The organism is Calothrix sp. NIES-3974, assembly GCF_002368395.1.
Classification (GTDB): domain Bacteria; phylum Cyanobacteriota; class Cyanobacteriia; order Cyanobacteriales; family Nostocaceae; genus NIES-3974.
The window spans coordinates 5,770,259-5,793,974 of the sequence record NZ_AP018254.1; the positions used below are offsets into that span (position 1 = coordinate 5,770,259).

The following is a 23,716-nucleotide window of genomic DNA, read 5'->3' on the forward strand; positions in this document are numbered from 1 at the left end:
ATATTATGGGTGGAATTAAATCAGCACCTACTCGTAATTTTTGAGTATGACAGATGAGTCATCTATTGATCCGTTTTTAGAACAGCTTTGTGAGGGGTATTCGGAAACAGAAGTTGCTGAGATTAAACAGTATGTGCAAGAGTGGGATGCTGCTACATATATATATATTAGTGTATCCCATAATATTTTAGACCATGCTTGCAGAAAGGAATTAGAGCCATTGAAATATTTGCGTAAAGCGCATAATTTTAATAAAAGAGGAGCTAGGAGAGTTCCTAAAACAGGTTTTCGTCAAGATGGTTCTGCTGTTTACCGTAGGGGGAGTGAATTTTTGATTGTACGAATTGACCGCTTTGGTGTTGAGAAAATAGTTACATATGGTGTTAACGATGACTGATACAACCCTAAGTATCCAAAATCCTGATATTCATCAAGTTTACATTCATCGTTTATTAAATCAGCTAACCCATGATTATAAAAATATCAAATCAGAAACCAAAAAAATTGCTTCATTATCATCTCAGTCGGATGATGAATTTACATTCTTAGAAGAGTTGGAACTGTTAACGGTAGATATTAGGGGTTACGCAAGTCAAATCTTGGTGACGGGTCAGGTGGAAAATAAACAGCAAGCGATCGCAAAATTACACTCTCTTGCGGTGATTAATATACCTGCGATTGCTTTGTTTTATCTGGAAACGGGTGATGATTATCCACAGACTAAGGCGTACATTCGTACTTTAGATTATTTGCGATCGCTGCTGGTGGAGTATTTAGTTTGTTTGTTGGGATCACATTAAAATCAAGAACCCCACCCTAACCCTCCCCGATTACCCTACGGGAAGTAAGCTACGGGGAGGGAACAAGATTAGTTCCTCCTCCCTGGAAGCGGGGTAGGGGGTGGGGTGATAAGTCTGGTTTCGATGATTTTGCCTGGTTTCGAGTATCTTACCTAGAAACCTGAATTATTCAGGGTTGAGAGGCTTACAACACGACTCTAAATCCATTGTAGATATAACGACCGTCACGCGTATTGCTGTTGCGGAAGGAACTACGACAGTATGCTGGACTGAAGTACCAAGAACCACCACGCACCAGCTTATTTTGATTATTATTCCCACTCAACCTTGCGCTTCCATCGGTTGGCGCGCCTTTATAATCAGCATACCAATCATCTTGACACCATTCCCAGACATTCCCGTGCATGTCGTATAAACCAAAAGCATTGGGAGGAAATTTACCTACTTCGCTGGTTTCCTTTCTGTACACTCCTTTGGGTGCGGAACCGTAGGTGTGATTCCCATCGTAGTTAACTAAATCGGTGGTAATCGTCTCCCCAAAATAAAAGGGTGTAGTTGTCCCAGCACGACAAGCATATTCCCATTCCGCTTCGCTAGGCAATCTATAGCTTCTCCCGGTTTTCTGACTAAGTTTCCGACAAAATGCCACCGCATCATCCCAGGATACATTTTCTACTGGTCGCTTTGCACCTTTAAATCTAGCAGGATTATTCCCCATAATTGCTTCATACTGAGCTTGGGTAATTGTATATTTACCTATATAAAAACCACGTACTGTAACTTGACGCTGGGGTCCCTCATTACTACTTCTTTCCGCTTCCTTGCTGGGGGAACCCATTGTGAAGGTTCCTGGGGGTATCTGTACCATTTCCAGGGTGATACCGTTTCCTAGGTCTTCGACAAAGTATTGCGCATCTAATTGTCTGCGGTTGGTAATTGTTCCCTTCGGGTCTACTGTGACGGTTTCAAATGTAAAGGTTTGTAGAGATAGGTTTTTGCTTGTTTCTGGGGATTTTATTTCTGATTCTGACCTTGAAGATATTGAGTTTAAAGGAGATTCTATTCCTGGTTCGGAATTACCTTGCAATAATTTACCTCCAACCACGGTTAACCCAACTCCTGTACCTAACCAACCGAGGGTTTTGAGGATTTCTCGTCGTGATGTTGATGTTTTATTCGAGGGTGGTTTTGGCTTTAAACTGGTAATTGCATCCATCGCATCCAAGGCGCTATGATACCTATCATTGAAGTGGTATCGCACCATCTTGGTAATCACATCAGCCATTTTGTCACTGACATTGGCTTGATTTCGCCAAATTACCTCCCCGGTTCTGGGGTCTTTTGCTAATTCACGGGGATTTACTCCTGTTAAAGCGTAAATTGCCAATATCCCAATGGCATAAATATCGCTGCAAAGCTTTGGCTGTCCAGCTTCTTGTTCATTTGGCATATAGCCGGAAGTTCCAATGCGAGTCCCAATTGCTACAGAAGGTATTGTTTGCCCTTGGGTATTTATCAGTAAAGTACCGATTTCTTTGACTGCACCAAAGTCGATGACAACAATTTTACCGTCTTTGTGACGACGCATTAAGTTTTCTGGTTTGATGTCGCGATGAATGATATCTTTACCGTGGATAACTGTAAAAACTTCCAATATCTCCTCTAGTAACTGAACAACTTCCGATTCACTCCATTGCTTACCAGGATATATTTCCTTACTCAAGTTCTCCCCATCAACAAATTCCTGAACCAAATAAAATTCGCCATTTTCCTCGAAATGAGCAAATAATTTAGGGATTTGCTCGCATTCATTTCCTAAGCGATACAAAACCTGTGCTTCCCTGTCAAATAGTCTTTTGCATGTATCTAAGATGTTGGGGTCAGGGCTTCGTTTTAGCCGTTTGACAACGCATAGAGGGTGATTGGGTAAATCGATGTCTTGCGCGAGATAGGTGTCACCAAATCCACCGCTTCCAAGAATTTTGATGATTTTGTATCGGTTGCGCAGTGTTTGACCGATGTACATGGATTTACTTCAATGGCATGTTAATGTAACCCAATTTTTACATAAGTGAGTTGGATTCAGAAGAGCAGCACAATACACTTGGGAATTTCCTTCCGATGGTGATAAGTTCCTTTTGATAAGGGTTTTGAGTATCTTAGTTGGAAATTCTGTTTTATAAGCTTTTGAGGTGAGAAGTCCGGTTTATAGGTGCTTTCGGGAGACGTGACATAGCCTCTTTCAAAGCAGCTGAACGCTAACATGTCTCTACAATTATTTGAGGAGGGTATTGGGTGCGATCGCAATTTCAGTTCTGAGTATTTTCAAGTATCTTACCTAGAATCCCTACTTCTAGTGGTTTGTGGGTTTGCGATCGCTATTTGCAACCCCATCCTATCCCTCCCCGATTACCCTACGGGAACTTGCTACGGGGAGGGGTGAGAATTTGGGTTTCGATGATGATTTTGTCTACTTTCAAGTATCTTGCTTAGAAACTCTGGGGTTTGCGATCGCAAGATAAATTCCATCATCAAAACTGAAAAATTACTATATGATATTTACTTGATATTTGCGGCCAAATAACTTGATAAATAATCAGTATATACAGCTTGTAAAAACATCTTGAATCCAACTATAAATAGTAAGATGAAAGTAAACACCCTGAAACATGATGAAACTCCACCCTAGCGGAAGACCCAGTCAACCAACCGAAAAAACGCTTCGTAAAAGTAAGCAATATTTAAGAAGTACACAACATGGTAAACCCAGAGAAGACTGTAAATAAAGGAAAAAGAGAGGTAAAACCGCGCAGGGTTCATGCGCAGCATTGGCTACGTAGTGATAAGGCTTTGGCAGAAATTATCACCGCAGCCGGGTGTAGTACAAATGATTGGATTTTGGAAATTGGTCCAGGAACAGGGGTATTAACGCGCTGTTTATTACCTTTAGTGGAGAAGTTAATTGCAGTGGAAATTGACCGAGGTTTAGTAAAATGTTTGCAAAAAGAATTTACTAACAAGGATAATTTTTTAGTAGTGGAAGGAGATTTTTTAGAAATAGATTTAGATGCTTTTTACCAGGGGGTTGGCATTAGGAAAAGGGTGAATAAGGTAGTGGCGAATATCCCCTATAATATTACTGGACCGATTATTGAAAAATTGTTGGGAAGAATATCTAGTCCTAATCCCTATCCCTATGAGACAATAGTGCTATTGGTACAGAAAGAAGTTGCCGAAAGATTGGTGGCAAAGCCGGGAACAAAGACTTTTGGTGCTTTGACAGTAAGAGTGCAGTATTTAGCAGAGTGTGAATATATCAGCACAGTACCAGCGAAAGCTTTTTATCCAGCACCCAAGGTCGATTCAGCAGTAGTTAGGTTAAAACCCCGACAGTTACAGGTAGTAGCAGACGACCCAAAGTGGTTGGAGAGTTTAGTCAAATTGGGTTTTAGTGCCAAGCGGAAAATGTTGCGGAATAATTTAAAATCACAGGTAGACGGCGAGAAATTGACACAAGTTCTGGAACAATTAGAGATAAATCCCCAAGCACGTGCTGAAGATGTCAGTGTCGAGCAGTGGGTGCAGTTGAGTAACTTATTAACAGCGAAGTTGTAAATGCAAAGTTTAAAGATAAATGCCCCAGCCAAGATAAACTTGTATTTGGAGATTATTGGTGATAGAGAAGATGGTTTCCATGAATTGGCAATGGTGATGCAGAGTATTGCCTTAGCTGACGAAATGGAAATGGTCTTGAGTGGGAATGAAGCCATCAACGTTCAATGCGATCGCGCCGATGTTCCCAATGATAAAACAAATTTAGCCTATCGCGCAGCCGCTTTAATGGCACACAAGTTTCCCCAGCAGTATGGGAAATATGGAGGAGTAGAAATTGCCATTCGCAAACATATTCCCGTCGCAGCAGGATTAGCAGGAGGTTCCACCGATGCAGCAGCCGTATTGGTAGGGATTGATTTATTATGGGAATTGGGATTAACCCAATCAGAGATTGCCGAAATCGGAGCAGAACTAGGTTCCGACATACCCTTTTGTATTGCAGGGGGAACCGCGATCGCAACTGGAAGAGGTGAAAAGTTATCTCCTTTGTTGGGATTGGATAACATATATATAGTATTGGGAAAACATCAAAGTCAAGCAGTATCTACAGCTTGGGCTTACAAAACCTACCGCACAGTCTATGGGGAGAGCTACATTAGAGATAGGAATAGTTTAGCAGCCCGTGCCGCAGCAGTCCACTCCGGAGAAATGGTCAAAGCTATCCTACACCGGGATGTCAAAGAGATAGCCAGTAAGTTATATAACGATTTAGAAAAAGTAGTATTACCAGAATATGCAGCCGTAGTAGAATTAAAAGCAGCATTTGCCAAAGCCGGAGCAATTGGTACAATCATGTCAGGGTCTGGACCAAGCGTTTTCGCCATTTGTGAATCCCCCCAACATGCTCAACTCGTCAAACAACAAGTGCGATCGCAAATACCCGACCCAGATTTAGAATTGTTCGTCACCCAGATGGTATCGCATGGGATTCAAGTGGTGAATAATTAAGATAGGTCAGACGATTTTAGATTTTGGATTAATCCCAAGGATTGGAATCAAGGACTGGGAATAATAAATTTGTTTAATTGACCTCCAGGATTAAAACCGAAATTATTGTAGAGACGTAGCGATGCTACGTCTCTACAGAACGTCAAAATTTAAATCCAAAATCCCAAATCCAGTCAGACCCAACCCATCTCACCCCCACTGACTATGAACGAACCGAACCTGACAGAAAAATCAGCCACCGAAAAACAAACAACACCATTGCGATGCTTCACAGGAGCATTCATCTCCGCCGGACTAGCCTACGCAGGCTATAATATGATGATAGCGATCGCAACAAGTTTTGCCGAAAAACCCCTCCATTCCGACAACCAAATCGTCATGAGAATTTCCATCGCAGTCCGGACTCTAGTAGTAGGAGTAGTGAGTTTGGGAACAGGGGTATTTACAATCGTCGGATTGGGTTTGTTTATTTTGGGATTGCAGCTACTTGTACAAGGAAAGAAAAATCAAGAATCATAGAAAACCTCCCTTGGTTTATAACCTTTCGGGAAGACAAACTCATGCAAAAATTGTTCTCATGCCAATTTGTAATGATACGTTTATGGTTAGACTCTGACAGAGAAATATAGCAATCCAGAACCATTCGTGAGAAAACACTCAAAGAAAAATCCTCAGTCTACAAGCATCCTAGCCTTGATCTATTCTCACGTATCATCTAGGACTGCTATAGAAACAAAACACAAAAACCGCATATTACTCAATTTCAACAAATCTATCCATTCTTGGCAATAGGTAAATTTAGCCAACCACTCAACTCCCAAGCTAACCAATCCAGTTCAGGTTCACTCAGAACATCCCCACCACCCAGAGAAAATTTCTTAGTTCCAACCCAAATATTAATCTCAGGTGGAACACGTACCCGGTCTCCGTCAGAATCTTTTTTGTAGGAAACAGAAGTCCTTTCGATTTTACTGATATGCTCTCGAACAGCAGTCTGGGATGGGAAACACCTGAATCCAAATATACGATGTTGAAGATGGATTTTTGATGGGGTAATAGCCAATTTAACTGTTCCGAATAGGGTAAATAAAATCTGCCAAATCAAAAAAATCCCAGCACCCAAGTGGCCAATTGCAAATAAAGCAGCGAACCAACCACCAGAGTTCCAACTTGCAAAAGCAATACCGTACCACATCACAAGAAAGGAGTTCCAAGCAATTGCAAATCCAATCAAGGGAATAAGTCCAAGATGAAACCCCCTAGGTGGGAGGAGAACCTCCAAGATTTCATGATTACTGGTAAGTTTGACCTTACTACCAAAAGGCTTATCAACCCGACTCAAAGTACCTTGTTGTAAATTTACCTGCTCTGGTAAATTTAACCTTTCCAGTGCAACTAAAGCCTCCTTTGCAGACTTGAAGCGTCGATCGACACTTGGCTGCGTCAACAACTTCAACCAGTTAATCAAATTAGGATTGAGATTGACTCTATTTTCAAATATAATACGCGTATCCTGCTGCGGTAACTGATCCGGATGCTCTCCCGTGGCTAAATAAATCAGCGTTGCTCCCACCGCATAAAGGTCAGAAGCAGGAGTAGAATTACCCCCAAATTGTTCCGGTGGCATATATCCGTAAGTACCGACAATGGTTCGTGTCCCTTGATGTATTGCTGTTTGCACAGAACCGAAATCAACCAGGTAAACTCGACCAGGACTATTCCCACTGCGATCGCCCAGTAAGATATTACTTGGTTTAATATCTCGGTGAACAATTGGAGGTTGACGGTTGTGGAGATAATCCAAAAGCTCTAATATTTGTTTCGCGATCGCTTTTAAATCTTCCTCACTAAAAGTGTATCCCGACAACACCAAATCCTGTAATGATTTAGCTTCTATGTGGGTTTGAACTAGGGCAAAACCTTTCCCTAATCCGGTTTCCACCTCGAAATAGTCCAGATATTTAGGTATCTGGGAATGAGCAAGAGACTTGAGAACTTCCGCTTCTCGCTCAAACAGTTTCAAATCATCCCAGGTAAAGTCGGGAGCAAAAAACAACAACTTGACAACAACCGATGATCCGGTTTCCAAGTCACTGGCTAAAAATGTTCTCCGACCCTTCTGCTGACCTAACAAAGATTGAATGCGATAGCGTTTGTGCAGAACTTGACCAATTAGTTGTTCCATTGCTAGGGAAAGTAAAAGTAAATAGGTCACTAGCGGTATACCTTTATATACACTCCCTATTCGAGCTTTTCCCAAGTTACTCCAGATTTCTAGTCATTTTTTTCTATTCCCTACCCTCACCAAAAGACTTTTACAGCAGACCCTATAGTACTTAGGACTTACTGAAAAATAGTAAAGACGCGATATATCGCGTCTCTATATTCCACACGGGATTGAGGAAATTTTAGTCGTAAAAAGTGCTTTCCAAATAGGTTTTGTCATTTTTTGGATCTTGTGAAAATTGGAATAGTTGGGTTAACACCATTCCTGTACAGACGGGACACGTCGCATCTGTTGAGGTTATAAAAAATGGTAGCGTGGGAATTTTTCACACCAGACTACGCTACCAAAGTGATTTAGATTCATTTTACTCTTCCCCAACACCTATCCAATTAGGTATTGAAGAATACCTCTGCTTAAACAACTAAAAAGTTTAATATCCCGACTAAAACTACTAATGCAGCCCATACAGCAGAGCCAAGCCATAGCAGTTTTTTTGACTCAACCCAGGATTGAGGTGTTGCATAGGCTACAGGTACACCAATTACCATCGCAAAGGAAACTACAACCAGTGCAAGTAATGCAAATTGGAATATGAAAGTCATTATCCCTTCTCCCGAAAACAGCAGAATACTTAAGTTAGCTTGATTTCCCTATTATCTTGGTCATCTAGTTGAACAGATAATAAAGATTACTTATTTCAAAGATAATTTATTTTCACGCAAAAACACCTAAATGTTAATGCTGATTATTTGTACCGTATCAGAAAATGAGTTTTTTTTATAGGGGGTGCAATTTTATCTGTCCAGATGTAAAAAAATTTCCCAAGCAGATATTTTTGTTCCCGGAAAAAGTACACAAGTGGTATAATAATAGCGTTTTTCAATGGGACTTTGACTGCTAAAGTTAAGTGAAAGCCCCCATCGCGAATAAGGCTATTTAGTCGCTCTAGGGGATACTCACCGCAATTTAGGCAAATTTGCATTTTGTCTCTCTAACACTCACTGGCGTTTTTCGCTGCTATCCCAATCACCCTAGTTACAACACTTTATCTGGCAAGGCTTTTTCTGCCTTCACATGGTTGATTGACCAGCGATGATCGACGGGGACGGAAGAGAATTGACATGCATCCTCTAGGTGTTTTTGCTGAACTGCGGCCTTACGCAGGGTGATAATTAGCTGGTTCACCTGTTGGCGTAGATCCGGATTCTGATAGACTGCGGACATGGTTTGTCGCTCCAATAATTGCAGAATCAACTCGTAGTGAACGGGGGAAGGAAGAGGAATTTGCTCCATGTAGATAGTAAATAGTGGTGATTAACTAGTAGGGTTTACTTTTGACCTGGGCGTTAATTTCTATCCAGAATTGTGGCACAGCAAACAGCTATTTGACGAAGATTAGTGCGTGAAGATTTGACAAAGTTGACGCTATCTGCATATAGCCAAATTGGCAATAGGGAAAACACCTACAGGTACACGGAGTCATCAGGAAACAGGAAGGGTTAGTATACTGTAATGCCTTTGCCCACATAACCATTTTACCCGTAAGTTGGAAATTTCGAGTTTTCGATCAATATTTCCATCCAATCATCATGATTAGGATTTGGGGATGATTTGGGAAATAGCAGTTTCTGGATTAGCCTGTTTAACGAGGGATTCGCCGATCAAAACAGCTGATGCACCAGCTTTTTGAACACGCTCCAGGTCTTCAGCTACGAATAAACCGGATTCGCTCACAATTAAAATATTGCGATCGCGTATTTGATTACCCCGTTGAGCAAGCAAATCACAGGTTGTTTGCAAATCGACGGAAAAATCCTCCAAATTACGGTTGTTAATGCCAATCAACTCTACGCCTTCTAGGGCTAATACCCGGTCAAGCTCTGTCAAGGTGTGAACCTCAATCAGGGCTGTCATTTGCAGTGCCTTGGCAATTTTGACGAAATATTGCAAATCGCGATCGCTTAAAATGGCAGCAATCAGCAATACTGCGTCTGCACCCCGAACTCTAGCCAAATACATTTGGTAAGGATAGATAATAAACTCCTTACATAACAATGGTAGATCGACGGAGGCACGAATGTTGACTAAATTTTCAAAACTGCCTTGAAAAAATTCCTGGTCGGTCAACACGGAAATACAACTTGCTCCCCCCCGTTCATACTGTTGAGCAATTTCCACGGGGTTGAAATCTTCCCGCAACACACCTTTACTGGGGGAGGCTTTTTTGACTTCGGCGATAATTGCTGGTTTTGTCCTTCCCTGACGTAACGCAGCCAAAAAGTCTCTAGTTGGAGGTAAATCCTTGACCTGTTTTTGCAATTCCAATAGGGGTGTACGTTCCCGCATTGCTTGGACTTCGATTTCTTTTTGCCAAACAATTTTTTCTAAAATATTCCGGGGTTCCGCATCGGGAACCGCAACCTGGTAACACAGGGTAGATACGTTAACTGCTGGATTTGGTGGACGACGACGTATTTGCATTGGTAGGAATCGGGTAGAAGAGACGACCCGTCGGGTCATCTGTACGTGGAATAAGAGAGTGAAGACAGTACGGTTCGGACAGAAAATTCGTAAACCCAAAACAATTGTAGACGTGATATATCACGTCTCCCGAAATCACCACGAAAAATCATGCACCGAACCGTATTGGGAGGGAGGACGAGAATATTGATATATCTCTAGGTATTTTAGTATTATTAACCATTTTTCCTTCTCCCCTCTGTCTCCTCCGCCTATTTTTACACTGCTATAGCTCGCTTATAGGCTTCATCCAAGACCTCAGAAAGGGTAGGATGGGCATGGACGAGGTGAGCGAGTTTGTGGACTGATTCGCGGTTAGCGATCGCTACTGCGGCTTCGTGGATTAAGTCGGAAGCATGTAGTCCAAATATATGCACTCCTAAAACTTCGCCAGTATCTTGGCGATAAATTACCTTGGCAATGCCGTCGGCTTCTCCTTCTGCTAAGGCTTTAGAATTGCCTTTAAAGTAACTTTTGGCAGTGGCAATTTTAAATCCTTCATTCTGAGCTTTTTCCTGGGCTTGCACCTCATTCATCCCCACATAGCTGACCTCTGGATGGGTAAAAGCAGCTGCGGGAATGCTTTGGTAATCCACAGTTTTGTGGCGATCGCAAATATTTTCCACTGCGACTATGCCCTGGGCGGAGGCAGCATGGGCTAACATCATCTTACCAGTAGCATCACCAATTGCCCAGAGATGGGGAACCACCTCACCACCGCTCAACACCGCCATGCTATCGTTGACTGGGATAAAATTGCGTTTGTCTAGTGACACCCCAACCGAGTCTAAACCTAAATTCTGGGTAGCTGGAATCCTCCCTGTAGCCACTAAACAAGCATCCACCTCAATTACATCCACATCTGCTTGGGTTTGGAAATCCGCCAATTCAATCACCACCGGATGACCGGGAGTAATTTTTTTCGCATATATCCCCACATGGGTTTCAATATCGCGGGGAGTAATTAACACCCGTTCGGCTAATTTGGCAATATCCCGGTCAAAACCAGGCATTAACTGGGGTAGAGCTTCAATCATCGTCACCTCACAACCCAAAGCGGAATAAATATCGGCAAATTCCAAACCGATATAACCACTACCAATAATCGCAATCCATTGGGGTAAGGTTTCCAACTTCACAGCTTGGTCACTGGTAAAAACCGTTTTCCCATCAACTTCAATCCCAGGAGGAACAAAGGGGACGGAACCAGGAGCCACAATAATATCTTTTGCCGTATAAAATTTTTCGCCACCATCAGTTAAAACACTAACCTTCTGTTGACCAGCCACCTTCCCCCAACCGCGCAGGATATCCACACCTAAACGCTTGAGACTATTGGTTAAATCACCCTGGATTTTGGCAACGAGATTATTGGCATGGTTAGCGATCGCCTGTCGATCAAACTGTACATTGTCAACCTGAATACCCAGTGTTTTGAGGTGGTGGGCATTGCGTAATTCTCGCACCTTTCCCGATGCTGCTAACAAAGCCTTGGAAGGGATACAACCGCGATTCACACAGGTTCCTCCCATATCAGCAGCTTCCACAATCGCCGTCCTTAAACCGCAAGCCACAGCATGTAAGGCAGCACCATGACCGCCGACACCTGCGCCTAGAATTATCAAATCATAATCAAAACCATTAGTCACGTTCATTTCCCTGTGGATTTGCCCTATCTATTCTCGACTGAGATTGCGATCGCTGCAAGTCTTTTTTCCAATTCTAAATTCTAGCGTGATTTCCTGTTGCAAAATTGCCAATTTTCCCCATCGCTGGAAAATTATATGATTGTAGAGACGCGATATATCGCGTCTCTACATATCACAATATCGCGTCTCTACATATCACACAATGGAAATTCGGTAACGATAAATACCCCCTTCCCCAGAACCAATCCCTAAATCTGCGTAGTAAAGATATTCATCAGGACCCGTGGTAATTTGCACTGGAATCCCCGCATTACTTGCAAAACGCTGAATCGAGACAAAATTGCCTGCACTGTCAAATCTAATACTATCAATGGTAGCTTGACTACTATCGGCTACAAATAACTGTCCCTGGTAAATTGAAGGCAATTGATTCCCTGTGTAAAAATCACCCATAATAATTGCATTCTGGGCAAAGTGTTGGTAAGCATAAACTGGTGCAGTGACTGCTGCATCACCAAAATCACGATAGAAGTCCTGAGCTGGTCTGACGGTGACAACTTGTCCCTGGGGATTAGTATAGGTATAGGTCAGGGAGGAATACTCTGGTTGTCTGATATCTAAGGGGGTATTGGTACTAGGGTTAAATCCTCCTTCGTAGTATGGCCAACCGTAGTTACTACCCGCACCACCGGTATTCACTTCCTCCCACCGGAACCAACCCACATCCCCGATGTAGGGTCTACCAGTTGTTTGATTGATGGTAAAACGGAAGGGGTTACGCAATCCTAAACTGAAAACCTTGGAACGGTTACTATTGGGATTACCATCAAAGAAGGGGTTATCACTCAACCCTTCCCCAGTAATTGGATCGATGCGGAGCAGTTTTCCAGATAGGTTATTTACATCTTGAACCCGGATACTACGGGGGTCTACCCGATTATAGGAAGTACCATCACCGTTACTAACGTATAATTTACCATCTGCACCAAAGGCTAAATAGCCAATGGAGTGGGATTCGCTGTCTGTCGCTAGGTAATCTTGAACATTGACGGCTGTATCCAGGTTTTGGTAATAATCAGCCATACTGGTAAATAATTGTCCGTTTTGGTTGACTATTCCCGATGGAGCAAAGTTATTCGCAAAATCAATTGCACCACTACTATTGACAACTATATTTGTACTATTACCATCGGCACGACTGGTAAATCCCCAGGTACTATTAGTTCCCAGAATCACAACTCCACTATTGGGAACGGCCCGTAATCCGGTAATATTACCATTGGTATCACGGATATATTCCCCATTGACCCGTAATAGTCGGGAAGGACGATTTCCTCTCCCATCTGGGTCATCCAGGTTGGTGTTAGGGTTGATATTATTAAAGACCTCTGGTGGGTCGTAGGTGTAGAGAAGATAGACGTAGGGATTTTCCGCAAAATTCGGATGGACAGCGATTGCTAACAAACCGCGATCGCGAGTATTATTAACTTCGTTGCTGATATCAATAAATACTTCCTGTTGCAGTTGACCGTTACGAGCAACCCTAACTGTTCCATCTTTTTGAGCTATCAGTAAAAATTGCTGATTTGCAGTTTCCGGGATGGGAACCCAATCAAAGGATGTAGGTTGGGTCAACCCGCTAATCACTAACTCACGAATAAAGTTACCAGGGTCGTCGTCAATAATGGTGATTTTACTGCTGCTACGGTTGGGATTTAAGGTGACTCCCACCGGATTACTAAATTGCAAAGTAAAGGTTTCATTAATTTCCCCGATTGTGTCGTTAATAATGGGGATACGAATTGTCGCAGTCGTTTGAGTCGGTGTAAATGCGAGTGTCCCACTCACCGGTTGGTAATCACTCAATGGTTGGGCTAAGTCTCCCACCCCGGTAACGGTTGCATAGTTCACACTGGCTGCATTCCCTATATTACTACGTCGCACCGTAATGACCGCTTCTCCCACATTTTCATCCACACGAATATCATCAAACACTAAATCGGTCGATTCGTTATCTAAAATGGTAATTGTTGCTGTCCGTTGTGGTCCCAGGGTTGCATTTTCAGCTTGGTCAATTACAAAGGCAAATGTTTCATCTGGATCGATTATATTATCATCAATTATGGGGACACTAACCACTAACCGGGTTTGATTCGGTGCAAATGTGGCAATTCCTTCAGTTTGTACAAAATCCTGTCCGGGAGTTGCGGTGACACCTTGGGTAAAGTACCTCACACTAGATGTTTGATTCAGGTTTTCCCCAGTCCGCAGAATTTCAATTTCAATACTACCTTCCGTTTCCCCCACACTACCAGGAATATTACCTAAACGGATAACCGGAGGAACCACAAAGGGATAAAGTTGGGTAGAAGGAATTATTTGTCGAGTTTGGGTGGGACTAGACCATTCTAATCTGGCACTGGCTAAACCTGCTCTTTCGTAGTATTCCATCCGAATGTCATATTTTTTCCCTGCTTCTAAGGTAATGCTTCCACTCCGTTCTGTCGCTGGTTGGTCAATAAAACTATTAATCACCAATTGGTCATTAATAAATAGTCTGACTCCATCGTCGGTGGTGGTGTAAAAGGTGTATAACTCGTTGTATTTAGCTTCAATCAATCCACTCCAAACCACGGAAAATGTATCTGGAGCAATTAATGGATCTGGTGAACCCGTACCCCAGTTGTAGTTGATCGTTGGGTCAGTCCGGGTCAGACGCAGGTTGGTAAAGTTGATATTGTCGTAGTATTCACCCCGTAAACCAGTTCCAGTTCCAGAAATGTTAATCAGGAAGCTACCTAATTCCGTTGCAGTCGCAAAATTACCACTAATATCCCGTACCTGATTTGCTTCTAGGGAAACAGTGTAACGTCCATTATGACTAGCTAACCAAGCCTCTCCCGGAGGATTTAAGCGATAGGTAGCTACACGGGGAGTTCCATTGGCAGGGGTATCAATACTCACAAACTCTGCTAACTGAGTAAAACCACCCGGTCCAGTGATGCGAATATCGTTATTATCCAGACTGGAAATATCAATCCCCGTGTCATCGGTGTAGGTGACAGTAAAGGTATAACTGGGTTGACCGGGAAGGGTTAAATCATTAGCTGTTAAAGATGCAATCGGAGTAGAAGTGGAAAATAATTGGGATTGGGGAATAATTTGTTTAGTTTGACTGGGACTTGACCAGAGTAACTCCGCAACCGCAAGACCCCTATTTTCATAGTATTCAACTACAATGTCATATTTTTGCCCAGCAACCAGGGAAATCGGAACGCTAGCAACTTCTGTGACAGGTTGATCCACAAAGCGGTTAATTACCGTTTGTCCGTTAATGCGCACACGGATACCATCATCACTTCTAGTGTAGAAAATATAATCTTCACTGAATCGAGGTTGAACCTGTCCTGACCAGCGAATGGAAAAGGTATCTGGTGCAATTCTGGGGTCAGGAGAACCGGAACCAAAGTTAAAATTGATGGTCGGGTCTGTTCGGACAAGAACTAGATTTGTAAAGTTAATGTTATCGTAATACTCGGCTCGTAAACCGTTACCCACCTCTGAATTCGGGATATCCACCCTAAATGTACCCAGATTAGTTGCAACCGCAAAATTACCACTGATATCACGGACTTGATTCCCCTGCAAGGCAATATTATACACTCCATTATCCGCATTACCCCAGATGCCCGATGGGGCGGTAATTTCGTAGGTAGCGGTGCGGGGAGTACCATTAATGCCATCATTGACGCTCACTAACCTCGCCAACTGACTAAAGGAATTTGGTCCTGTCACCAGAATATCTGCGTTATCAATACTACCTACATCAATCCCCGTATCATCGGTATAGGTGACGGTGAATTGATAGGTTTGACTACCCGGAGTACTCAGGGTATTGGTCGTCACAGTTGCTGAAGGGGGGGTAATTTCCGCGTATAGTTGGGATTGGGCGATAATTTGTTTAAATTGACTTGGACTAGACCATCCAAGTCGGGAAACAGCTTGACCACGATTTTCGTAGTACTCTAACTCAATCGCGTATTTTTCCCCAGCGACCAGAGTAATCGGAGTACTCGCAACTTCCGTTGCTGCTTGGTCGCGGAATCGATCAATAATCGTCCTTCCATTTAACTTCAGACGTACACCATCATCCGTAGTTGTGAAGAAAGTGTAGGTTTCACTATATAGGGGTTGGACAAAACCCGTCCATCTGACAGAAAAAGTATCGGGTGCGATCGCAGCATCAGGAGAACCACTTCCCCAGTCAAAATTCACCGTGGGGTCGATACGTGTCAGTACCAAGTTTGTAAAGTTGATATTATCGTAGTATTCTCCCCGCAACCCAGTTCCAGTCCCGATAACGGTTGTTTGCTCTTGCGGTGTGAATAAGCGGGATTCTGGAACAATTTCTTTGACTCCATCCGGACGTTCCCATGCTAGACGGGAAACCGCTAAACCACGGTTTTCGTAGTAGTTCATCTGGATGGTATAATCTTGTCCAGCCACTAAATTTAGGGGTATACTGGCAATTTCCGTCGCTCCCTGGTCCCGAAACCTGTTAATAACCAGTTCCCCATTGATAAATAATTGAACACCGTCATCGGTGGTAGTAAAAAAGCGATAATTTCCACTCGTTTCTGGTCTAATTCTCCCTGTCCACCGTACAGAAAAGGTGTCCGGTTCAATGGTTGGGTCGGGGGAACCGCTTCCCCAATTAAAGTTAATTGTCGGGTCTATTCGGGTTAATCTTAAGTTCGTAAAATCAATATTATCGAAATATTCTCCCCGCAACCCGTTGGTTTCAATTGCAGCAGGTCTGAAAGAATTTGTCGAACTAGCACTCCTAAAAGTTGTTGCAGAGGGAATAGAAAGGTTCGTATCTAAAGGGGAGTTTAAGTTAACTATGGGATTTGTAGATGCAAACGGGGAATTATTATGGTTATTAATGGGGATTCGGGTAGAATTTTGCATAGATAATGGTGATGAATAGGTAGTTTAACAAAAAAATTTGTGCCTAGTTTAACAAACTTAAATTATTCTGAATTGCCAAATTGCTCAAAATTTTTGTTGATTTATCAGACCAACACACTGGTGAGGGAGATATCAGCAGATTACAGGTAAATGTGGTACATCATTTAAATCTTTCACGACGGTTTTATCAACTTGTGGATGAATACCTGAAATTGCAACAACATAAATAACCTTGACTCCGAAACAGTGATTATTTCTAATTAGCTGTTAGTTTAGAGAATATAAGAATTTCACTGGAAAATAAGAAATAGCCATCATTGACTACGTATACCAGAAATGTGTAAACGATATCGGGAACCGATTGAAATATTGACTTACTTCGGTAGTATGAGTTTCAATTTACATTGAATTACTCATCAAATATTACACGTAGAAATACAGAATATGACAACACATATCAACTTGTCCATCAAATTGATCCATGATTTGCAGAATATTTATTTTGTCACCGCAAAATTGAATAAAAAATAAAAATCACTCAGTACAAACCGAAACAAATATCACCCATACCTAGAAAAACAAGTATAAAAATAAACCCAACCCAGAAATAATTGAGTTGGATTTACTGAATACAGGAGGGTCTAGAGATAATAAAAAGGGTTTTTTAAGCTGCGATCGCAATGAGTTCTATATCAAAAATCAACTCTTCCCCAGCCAAGGGATGGTTAGCATCAAGGGTAATAGTTGTATCATTCACTTCAGTAATCACAACAGGAATAACGCCACCATCGGGTTGTTGAATTTGTAATTGCTGGCCGATTTCCGGTTCAATTTCCGATGGCATTTGACTACGACTCACTTCCACAACCATTTCCGGACGGTGGGGTCCATAAGCATCATCAATTTTCAAATGGGTGGTCTTTGACTCACCTGCACTCATCCCCAAGACGGCTTTTTCAAAACCAGGGATAATTTGTCCTTCTCCAATTCTAAATTCTAAGGGTGTACTACCATTGGATGAGTCAAAAACAGTACCATCGGTTAGTTTACCCGTGTAGTGGACTGTGACTTTATCACCGTACTTGGCTTGTGTCATGGATTTTCTCCTCAAAGGGTTTGTGGGTACATCCAACGTTACCCGTTTTTTCGCAAAATGAATTACTCCCCAGTTTAACAACTAGATTGTAATTCAGTCAGACTCACAAGATGGGATAAATTCAGTCATGCAGTCCTTGATATCGGGATATACAAGGATTGGCAATCCTAAAATCACAAGTCCAATTTAGGGTATAACTTGCAATATATTTATCCCTCCGAAGATGAAGATTACCTCAACCTCAAGCAAATAACCGCTTATTCCAGAAAAATTTAAGGTCATTATACCCTCAGCTTTCCACCTTCGGGGATAAATGTAGCCAATGTAACCACACCATTACCATTGCCAGGGTATCTAGTTGACAATACTGTAGTAATAACTTTTGCCATTGGGATTTAACCGCTTCTTCCTGGTCAGCAAGACCGTAACGTACCGCATGGTATGCTGCAACAGCACCAGTTCCTGCATGAATCACAGATTCTTTACCATTAATGATTAATGGGGGTAAGGACGCGTAGGGACTTTGAAGTTGATGATCAATGTAACAGATGTATTCGGGAAACATTTCCTGTAATCTGCGATCGCTTTGCCAAATGGCAGTTAAAACGGCTTTAATGGAGTTTTTACCTCCCATTTGCGGATGAAAGTAATATTTTTGAGTTAATTTACACATGTCTACGAATGTAGACTGGTTATTTGCTAAGTGATTTAAACGAAAATCTAACCATTTTTTTAATGCGGATTGATTTGTAATCGGATGATATGTGGTCAGTCGTTCTAGTTGTTGCGCGATGGTCTTTAAAATAGTATTTTCATGATGGGACCAAATGAATACAGTTCCCTGTGTTCCCAGTTGTTGCATTAAAGATTCTGCAAATTTAAAGTTAGGAAAATCAAGACCTAAATCAATCCATTCAGTATGTTTGATTTGTCCTTGGGGTTGCTCAATTGTGTGACAACTCCATTGGAAAGCCACGGGTTCATAGGGATACATTCCTGCGTGGTAGGGAAGTGGTAAAGTTGCCGTTTCAAAGTCGATAAAATGTAGGGGATACTGACAGGAGTTGATGACATGGAAGAGTTGTGGATCTATCCATTCAGTTGCAGTTTGGGTATATTCAATTTGAATAAGTTGGCGTTGAGCTTGAGTACCAATGGAGCCATCTTTTTTTAACAGTAATTCCCTAGGAATATCCCCAAGACTCACTTGACCTTGTTGAATCAGGGGATTAGCAATCTTTTCATTTAAGTAATATAAATCAAATAAATGAGGTTTAATTTCTGCCAGGTTTCCCCAGCATTGATGAAAGCCACTTTTATCAATATTTGGGTGACGATATTCACAGTGACGGCAATGGTAGGAAATAGGTGTATTAATTTTAGATAATTCGGGTTGTAGAGATTGGAGAAATCCTTGCATAGATAACTGGACATCAGGCTTTAATAATTCAACTTCCGCTTTCACTTCAACTAGAGTTAAAAAGTTATCCTGACGCAGCTTGTGAATATCACCGCAATACTCAAACCGATTACCAATAGACTTTAATAAACTGGGTATACCCTCAATCGAGGTTGTTTTCCCTCTGTCGGGAAGCATCAAAAAAGGAACTATTTCTGCATCTGGAAATAACTCTTCTAAAATGCAAACTTGAAAGGTAATATCTTCTAAATATGTTCGCCAATCCGTTGTAATTTGCTGCGGTGAACGCAAGGAACGAAAAATATTTGGCTTCCCCTCTTGGAGACGTTGCTTATTTTCTTCACTGTTATAACTGACTGCCTTCACTTCAATTAGATGAAAAACCTGGTTCTGTTTCACTAAAATATCTGCACGAGCATATTTACCCTTACTCCATACAGTTGCCTCAAATAAAGTTATCTGCTTTGCTTTGAGTGCATCAATCGTTGCCCTACTTGCCGTCAAAATATCTGTATGTTCCGTTAATTTAACTCCCTCTGGAAAGAGTAATTTCGCAATCGCTTCCAACATATATCCACCTTGAGCAAGCATTTTTAAAAACTCATCCTCATCACGATTTGATGGATAATTTAATTTGCGATAGTATAATTTCGTTCCACAACTACGAGCAACTTGAAAATCCGATTTACTTAAAAAATGCGGCATAATTATAGTCAGAATTATATCTAGACTATTGATGCACCCATTTTGAGAAAAATAAAAGAACCCATGAATACAAGGTGAGTTAGATGACAATTTCTGTGACTATATCTGTCTCTGAAGAAGCAGGATGTTTCAAAATATTGAAAAATGTTAAATATATTATTCAGGCAGATAAAATTCCAGCAACCAATCATATATTGAAGAGTGGGGGAAATATTTCTGTTATTTTGCATACTCGATAAACAAAATCAATTCTAATAGTTGAAAAGAATTATATTGGTGATGCTCAAGGACAGAAATATGGCTATGGTTGACGTTGACGCGTCAACTCTGTGTGAATCTAGTGGTCTAGCAATCCAAAAATGTAGGGTTTGTAGTCGCTCGAACCCCAAAACAGCTTTATTTAAGAGCGCGATGAGCGCAACTACGTACTTTTTTACCCAGATAAATTGCCTAGTTAGCAAGTGGTTTTAGGAGTGAGGCGTAAGTTAAGAGTCTGAAGTATTTCCATCGAAATACCAGATACAGAATCAGTAAGAAAATAACAATTGAAATCGCGATATCCTTATGTATACACATCCAAGTACTGGCATAAATATACCTGAATTACTCAAGCGTTACACAGCAGGAGTACGCAACTTTGATGGGGTTGTGTTAATGAATGCAAATTTACAAGGAGTACATTTAGGTAGTATTGGTTTTGCTTGGGCAGATTTAAGGGGTGCAAATTTGGTCGGTGTCTCCATGATAGGGGCGAATTTGTGTAAGGCAAATTTATACCAAGCAAATTGCGATCGCGCCCATTTTAGTGAAACAATTTTTTGTGGTGCAGATTTACGGGAAGCAATATTTACCAATGCCAACTTAAATGAATCAGATTTAAGTGGTGCATTACTCAATGGAGCAGATTTAAGTGATGCAAATTTGCACATGGCTTGTTTGAGTGCAGCTTCACTTCGGGGTGCAAATTTAAGGGGAACCCGTATGAGTGGTGCAAAAATGTGGAAAGCGGATCTCAGAGGTGCGGATTTGAGTGGTGCAGATTTAAGTGATGCTAATTTGAGTGAAGCTGATTTAACAGGGGCGAATTTAAATGCAACTGATATGAGCGAAACCTATTTAACGGGTGCAATTATGCCTGATGGTTCTGTCCATATTTGATAATAACAGGTTGATATTAAAGTTTATGTCCCAGAGTTAAAAGCTGACTGCTATATTTGCAGTTACTCCCTGTCACTGACAAAGGAATAGGGAGTTTTTTGATCTTTTTATTCTTTCAGGGGAATATCAGTGATAAACTAACTATATTGGGGATGGTATGCCCAGTACATGTAGGCTAGGAAGTCATACCATTTCACTCAAATTTTGATACATTTTCTTCCCCTACTTGCGAAGGCTCCCCGTCAGGTATCCACTCCAAAGTCAAACAGTGTAATGTAGATGTGGATAATTACTTTGTGTTCGCCGACTTATTTAGTAATTATGTGCTTAAGTCCCGGAAGCAATTGACGTATGGTCAAATTAGATTTAATAGACTTAGTAAGTGCGATCGCCCTTGTCTGTGTCACCATCGGTTTATCAGCATGGCAACGTCTTGGTTTAGAATTAAGTATCCTGATAGCCTGTGGTCGGGTAATTCTTCAGTTAATGGTTTTAGGTTACGTTCTCAGCTTTGTTGTTGCTGTGAACAATCCAGGGACTGTATTGGTGATTTTAGCAGTGATGTTGACCGTTTCTGCCCTATTCACCCGTAATCGGATTTCCCAGAAAATACCCTGCTTTTTACCTTTGGTTTGGATTGCCCTATTTTTGAGTACGGGGTTAGCTGTTTTTTATACAAATTATGTGATTATTCAACCACAACAATGGTATGAAGCTAGATATATAATTCCCATAGCAGCAATGGTGTTAAGTAGTGCCATATCATCAAGTGCGATCGCAGGAGAAAGTTTGGTAAAAGCAATAGATGGGAATAGTCAGGAGATTGAAACCCATCTGTGTTTGGGAGCAACCCCCGAGCAAGCAGTGAGTAAATATCAACGTACAGCGATGCGTGCTGGTTTAATCCCCACCATTAATCAGATGATGTTAATTGGGATGGTGACAATACCCGATTTTGTCAATGGTCAATTATTAGCTGGAATTCCCCCCGAAGAAGCGGTATCCTATCAAATTATCATGGCATTTGTAGTCCTCTTTGCTAACATGTTAGCAACATTATTGATAGTGAATGGTATTTGTCGTCAATATTTTAATGCTAATGCCCAATTAATTCGCTAAGGAAATAATCAGCACATGAAAAACTTTATTTTAACCTGGCTTGGTAGTGCGATCGCGCTTTTGGTGACATCCTATTTAGTTGCTCAAATTCTTCCTAATGGTGGTTTTGTCGTCACTAATTTTAACAGCGCCATGATTGCTGCGGCTATCATTGGTTTAATCAATGCTTTTATTCGCCCGATTTTGAAAATTTTGACCTTTCCCATTACCCTACTGACTTTCGGTCTATTTGCCTTTGTTCTGAATGCAGCTTTGTTAATGTTGGCAAGTAACTTTACCCCCGGTGGTGGATTCCAAATTACCAGTTTTCCTGCTGCCTTGATTGGCTCAATTATTCTTTCAATCGTCTCTAGTATTATTAATGTGTTGATTCGTATTGTTTAACACCAGAACTCACAACATCCTCATCAGCAGATGAAAGATTTGATTATAAACATATTAACTTTTTTTGGTAATGCGATCGCGCTTTTAATTACATCCTATCTGGTGGCTTCAATCCTCCCCAATAATGGTTTTGTTGTCACCAACTTCACCAGCGCCATAATTGCTATGGCTATAATGACTGTCATTCATATCCTTCTGGGTAGGATTTTGCAATTTATCTTTACCATTCCTACGAACCTCCTGAGCTTTGTCTTACTCGCTGTTGTGTTCAATATGGCTTTATTCGTGTTAGCCAGTAATTTAACCCCCGGTGGTGGATTCCGAATCACTAGCTTTCCTGCTGCTGTCATTGGCTTGGTGATATTTTTGAGCATTTCCAGTATTATGACCCTGCTGATTCATCTGGTTTGCAGTATTTCCATTGATCACACTAGCAACGGCTAATGTCACAAAATTAACCACACCTAAATTCTTCTGCTCAAAGATGGTTTTAGGAATAAACAACACAGGGCGTTTACTTTGAGTATTGGGAAAATTACCTAATTTTAACTGTTCGGAAACAGCCATCATTGCTGCTGCTTCTGCCACACTTGGAGTGTTTACATATTTGAAGACGTGGGTTGATGGGTTTATCTGGGAAACTTGAGCTAGCACTGGAGCCGAAAATAGCTTTAATGGTAAATTGTATAATCTGCAAACCGCAATTATACCAGGTTCATTTCCTTTCGTATCAAGGGTGGCAATACCTTGAAAATCTCGAATTTGTAGGCAATAATCTCGACATAATTGCTGCATCGACTGATTAATCACATCTGCAGGTGTGTCGCGTTTGCAACCAATTCCTAACCACAACATGTTTTCAGGTTTTTTGGGGATTTAAATGATATAGTATACAGTATATATACTTACTGAATATCCAATAAGTGACCCCCCGTTTCTGCCATTGAGAAATGGGGGGTAGCACGAGCTTTCTGTATAAAGGTTCGGTATAGTTGATTAATGAGTCCATTCTAATCACTGTGTTTCATTTTGGCTAGATATAATCAGCAAATTTATGGTTTTTTAATTGGTGATTTATAGGTTCTTTATATGACCATCAAGCTA

20 protein-coding genes and 1 pseudogene are annotated in these 23,716 nt (G+C 41.4%); 11 read left to right on the forward strand and 10 right to left on the reverse strand.

What is annotated here, in order from left to right; all coding sequences use genetic code 11:
• Positions 1-46: 46 nt before the first annotated feature.
• Complete coding sequence (locus CDC37_RS22960) at positions 47-397, forward strand: hypothetical protein (protein ID WP_096625462.1); 351 nt, start codon at positions 47-49, stop codon at positions 395-397.
• Positions 390-800 (forward strand): hypothetical protein, encoded by a 411-nt coding sequence (locus tag CDC37_RS22965; RefSeq protein WP_096625464.1) that lies wholly within the window; start codon positions 390-392, stop codon positions 798-800. Before CDC37_RS22960 ends, CDC37_RS22965 begins: the two co-directional genes overlap by 8 nt.
• A 184-nt stretch (positions 801-984) precedes the next feature.
• Here the strand turns inward: CDC37_RS22965 and CDC37_RS22970 are convergent, their stop codons facing one another.
• A complete protein-coding gene (locus CDC37_RS22970) occupies positions 985-2,826 on the reverse strand; it encodes a bifunctional serine/threonine-protein kinase/formylglycine-generating enzyme family protein (protein ID WP_096625466.1) in 1,842 nt (613 codons plus the stop codon).
• 237 nt (positions 2,827-3,063) lie between these two features.
• Between CDC37_RS22970 and CDC37_RS22975 the strand changes: the two genes are divergently transcribed.
• The 4 genes from CDC37_RS22975 to CDC37_RS22990 all read left to right on the forward strand — a co-directional run bounded on the left by CDC37_RS22975 (position 3,064) and on the right by CDC37_RS22990 (position 5,882).
• Positions 3,064-3,243, forward strand: coding sequence for a hypothetical protein (locus CDC37_RS22975; protein ID WP_096625468.1), 180 nt, complete (start codon positions 3,064-3,066; stop codon positions 3,241-3,243).
• 314 nt (positions 3,244-3,557) lie between these two features.
• Positions 3,558-4,415 (forward strand): 16S rRNA (adenine(1518)-N(6)/adenine(1519)-N(6))-dimethyltransferase RsmA, encoded by an 858-nt coding sequence (gene rsmA, locus CDC37_RS22980; RefSeq protein WP_096625470.1) that lies wholly within the window; start codon positions 3,558-3,560, stop codon positions 4,413-4,415.
• A complete protein-coding gene (gene ispE, locus CDC37_RS22985; protein WP_096625472.1) occupies positions 4,416-5,363 on the forward strand; it encodes a 4-(cytidine 5'-diphospho)-2-C-methyl-D-erythritol kinase in 948 nt (315 codons plus the stop codon). It abuts the gene before it with no gap.
• Between the two features lie 204 nt (positions 5,364-5,567).
• Positions 5,568-5,882, forward strand: a complete 315-nt coding sequence (locus tag CDC37_RS22990; protein WP_096625474.1) for a DUF3082 domain-containing protein — start codon at positions 5,568-5,570, stop codon at positions 5,880-5,882.
• A gap of 253 nt (positions 5,883-6,135) precedes the next feature.
• On the opposite strand, the gene CDC37_RS22995 is transcribed toward CDC37_RS22990, so the two are convergent.
• The 6 genes from CDC37_RS22995 to CDC37_RS23025 all read right to left on the reverse strand — a co-directional run bounded on the left by CDC37_RS22995 (position 6,136) and on the right by CDC37_RS23025 (position 16,730).
• The gene (locus CDC37_RS22995) at positions 6,136-7,548 is read right to left on the reverse strand and encodes a serine/threonine protein kinase (RefSeq protein ID WP_096626572.1); all 1,413 of its coding nucleotides are present in this window, start codon (positions 7,546-7,548) and stop codon (positions 6,136-6,138) included.
• 455 nt (positions 7,549-8,003) lie between these two features.
• Complete coding sequence (psbZ, locus tag CDC37_RS23000; RefSeq protein ID WP_096625476.1) at positions 8,004-8,192, reverse strand: photosystem II reaction center protein PsbZ; 189 nt, start codon at positions 8,190-8,192, stop codon at positions 8,004-8,006.
• 433 nt (positions 8,193-8,625) lie between these two features.
• Positions 8,626-8,883, reverse strand: coding sequence for a DUF5340 domain-containing protein (locus CDC37_RS23010; RefSeq protein WP_096625481.1), 258 nt, complete (start codon positions 8,881-8,883; stop codon positions 8,626-8,628).
• Between the two features lie 300 nt (positions 8,884-9,183).
• Positions 9,184-10,071, reverse strand: coding sequence for an indole-3-glycerol phosphate synthase TrpC (gene trpC, locus CDC37_RS23015; protein ID WP_096625483.1), 888 nt, complete (start codon positions 10,069-10,071; stop codon positions 9,184-9,186).
• 257 nt (positions 10,072-10,328) lie between these two features.
• Positions 10,329-11,759 carry a dihydrolipoyl dehydrogenase gene (gene lpdA, locus CDC37_RS23020; RefSeq protein ID WP_096626575.1) on the reverse strand — a complete coding sequence of 477 codons (1,431 nt, stop codon included), beginning with the start codon at positions 11,757-11,759 and terminating at the stop codon, positions 10,329-10,331.
• 195 nt (positions 11,760-11,954) lie between these two features.
• A complete protein-coding gene (locus CDC37_RS23025) occupies positions 11,955-16,730 on the reverse strand; it encodes a PA14 domain-containing protein (RefSeq protein WP_096625485.1) in 4,776 nt (1,591 codons plus the stop codon).
• An 80-nt stretch (positions 16,731-16,810) separates the two neighbouring features.
• Between CDC37_RS23025 and CDC37_RS24620 the strand changes: the two genes are divergently transcribed.
• Entirely contained in the window at positions 16,811-16,960 is a 150-nt protein-coding gene (locus CDC37_RS24620; protein ID WP_157780827.1) for a hypothetical protein, read from the forward strand.
• A gap of 434 nt (positions 16,961-17,394) precedes the next feature.
• Here CDC37_RS24620 and CDC37_RS23030 read toward each other — a convergent pair whose 3' ends face one another.
• Both CDC37_RS23030 and CDC37_RS23035 read right to left on the reverse strand, forming a co-directional pair.
• Positions 17,395-17,826: an FKBP-type peptidyl-prolyl cis-trans isomerase gene (locus CDC37_RS23030; protein WP_096625487.1), complete on the reverse strand. Its 432-nt coding sequence runs from the start codon at positions 17,824-17,826 to the stop codon at positions 17,395-17,397.
• 289 nt (positions 17,827-18,115) lie between these two features.
• A complete protein-coding gene (locus CDC37_RS23035; RefSeq protein WP_096625489.1) occupies positions 18,116-19,951 on the reverse strand; it encodes a DUF2779 domain-containing protein in 1,836 nt (611 codons plus the stop codon).
• A 564-nt stretch (positions 19,952-20,515) separates the two neighbouring features.
• Here CDC37_RS23035 and CDC37_RS23040 point away from each other — a divergent pair.
• From CDC37_RS23040 to CDC37_RS25880, 4 genes are all read left to right on the forward strand, one after another.
• Complete coding sequence (locus CDC37_RS23040; RefSeq protein ID WP_231943155.1) at positions 20,516-21,109, forward strand: pentapeptide repeat-containing protein; 594 nt, start codon at positions 20,516-20,518, stop codon at positions 21,107-21,109.
• Between the two features lie 351 nt (positions 21,110-21,460).
• Complete coding sequence (locus tag CDC37_RS23045; RefSeq protein WP_096625491.1) at positions 21,461-22,228, forward strand: ABC transporter permease; 768 nt, start codon at positions 21,461-21,463, stop codon at positions 22,226-22,228.
• Between the two features lie 15 nt (positions 22,229-22,243).
• Positions 22,244-22,612 (forward strand): phage holin family protein, encoded by a 369-nt coding sequence (locus CDC37_RS23050; protein WP_096625493.1) that lies wholly within the window; start codon positions 22,244-22,246, stop codon positions 22,610-22,612.
• A gap of 30 nt (positions 22,613-22,642) precedes the next feature.
• Positions 22,643-23,056, forward strand: a complete 414-nt coding sequence (locus CDC37_RS25880) for a phage holin family protein (RefSeq protein WP_096625495.1) — start codon at positions 22,643-22,645, stop codon at positions 23,054-23,056.
• Here the strand turns inward: CDC37_RS25880 and CDC37_RS23060 are convergent.
• Positions 23,057-23,467 (reverse strand): annotated as a pseudogene (locus CDC37_RS23060) (cobalamin biosynthesis protein); the annotation flags it as partial.
• Positions 23,468-23,716: the final 249 nt, after the last annotated feature.

What these genes read in the sequence shown, in the direction of transcription:
- CDC37_RS22960 (WP_096625462.1), top strand. Translation starts at nt 47, where the DNA reads ATGACAGATGAGTCATCTATTGATCCGTTTTTAGAACAGCTTTGTGAG.
- CDC37_RS22965 (WP_096625464.1), top strand. Translation starts at nt 390, where the DNA reads ATGACTGATACAACCCTAAGTATCCAAAATCCTGATATTCATCAAGTT.
- CDC37_RS22970 (WP_096625466.1), bottom strand. Translation starts at nt 2,826, where the DNA reads ATGTACATCGGTCAAACACTGCGCAACCGATACAAAATCATCAAAATT.
- CDC37_RS22975 (WP_096625468.1), top strand. Translation starts at nt 3,064, where the DNA reads ATGTCTCTACAATTATTTGAGGAGGGTATTGGGTGCGATCGCAATTTC.
- rsmA (WP_096625470.1), top strand. Translation starts at nt 3,558, where the DNA reads ATGGTAAACCCAGAGAAGACTGTAAATAAAGGAAAAAGAGAGGTAAAA.
- ispE (WP_096625472.1), top strand. Translation starts at nt 4,416, where the DNA reads ATGCAAAGTTTAAAGATAAATGCCCCAGCCAAGATAAACTTGTATTTG.
- CDC37_RS22990 (WP_096625474.1), top strand. Translation starts at nt 5,568, where the DNA reads ATGAACGAACCGAACCTGACAGAAAAATCAGCCACCGAAAAACAAACA.
- CDC37_RS22995 (WP_096626572.1), bottom strand. Translation starts at nt 7,548, where the DNA reads ATGGAACAACTAATTGGTCAAGTTCTGCACAAACGCTATCGCATTCAA.
- psbZ (WP_096625476.1), bottom strand. Translation starts at nt 8,192, where the DNA reads ATGACTTTCATATTCCAATTTGCATTACTTGCACTGGTTGTAGTTTCC.
- CDC37_RS23010 (WP_096625481.1), bottom strand. Translation starts at nt 8,883, where the DNA reads ATGGAGCAAATTCCTCTTCCTTCCCCCGTTCACTACGAGTTGATTCTG.
- trpC (WP_096625483.1), bottom strand. Translation starts at nt 10,071, where the DNA reads ATGCAAATACGTCGTCGTCCACCAAATCCAGCAGTTAACGTATCTACC.
- CDC37_RS23025 (WP_096625485.1), bottom strand. Translation starts at nt 16,730, where the DNA reads ATGCAAAATTCTACCCGAATCCCCATTAATAACCATAATAATTCCCCG.
- CDC37_RS23030 (WP_096625487.1), bottom strand. Translation starts at nt 17,826, where the DNA reads ATGACACAAGCCAAGTACGGTGATAAAGTCACAGTCCACTACACGGGT.
- CDC37_RS23035 (WP_096625489.1), bottom strand. Translation starts at nt 19,951, where the DNA reads ATGCCGCATTTTTTAAGTAAATCGGATTTTCAAGTTGCTCGTAGTTGT.
- CDC37_RS23040 (WP_231943155.1), top strand. Translation starts at nt 20,516, where the DNA reads ATGTATACACATCCAAGTACTGGCATAAATATACCTGAATTACTCAAG.
- CDC37_RS23045 (WP_096625491.1), top strand. Translation starts at nt 21,461, where the DNA reads ATGGTCAAATTAGATTTAATAGACTTAGTAAGTGCGATCGCCCTTGTC.
- CDC37_RS23050 (WP_096625493.1), top strand. Translation starts at nt 22,244, where the DNA reads ATGAAAAACTTTATTTTAACCTGGCTTGGTAGTGCGATCGCGCTTTTG.
- CDC37_RS25880 (WP_096625495.1), top strand. Translation starts at nt 22,643, where the DNA reads ATGAAAGATTTGATTATAAACATATTAACTTTTTTTGGTAATGCGATC.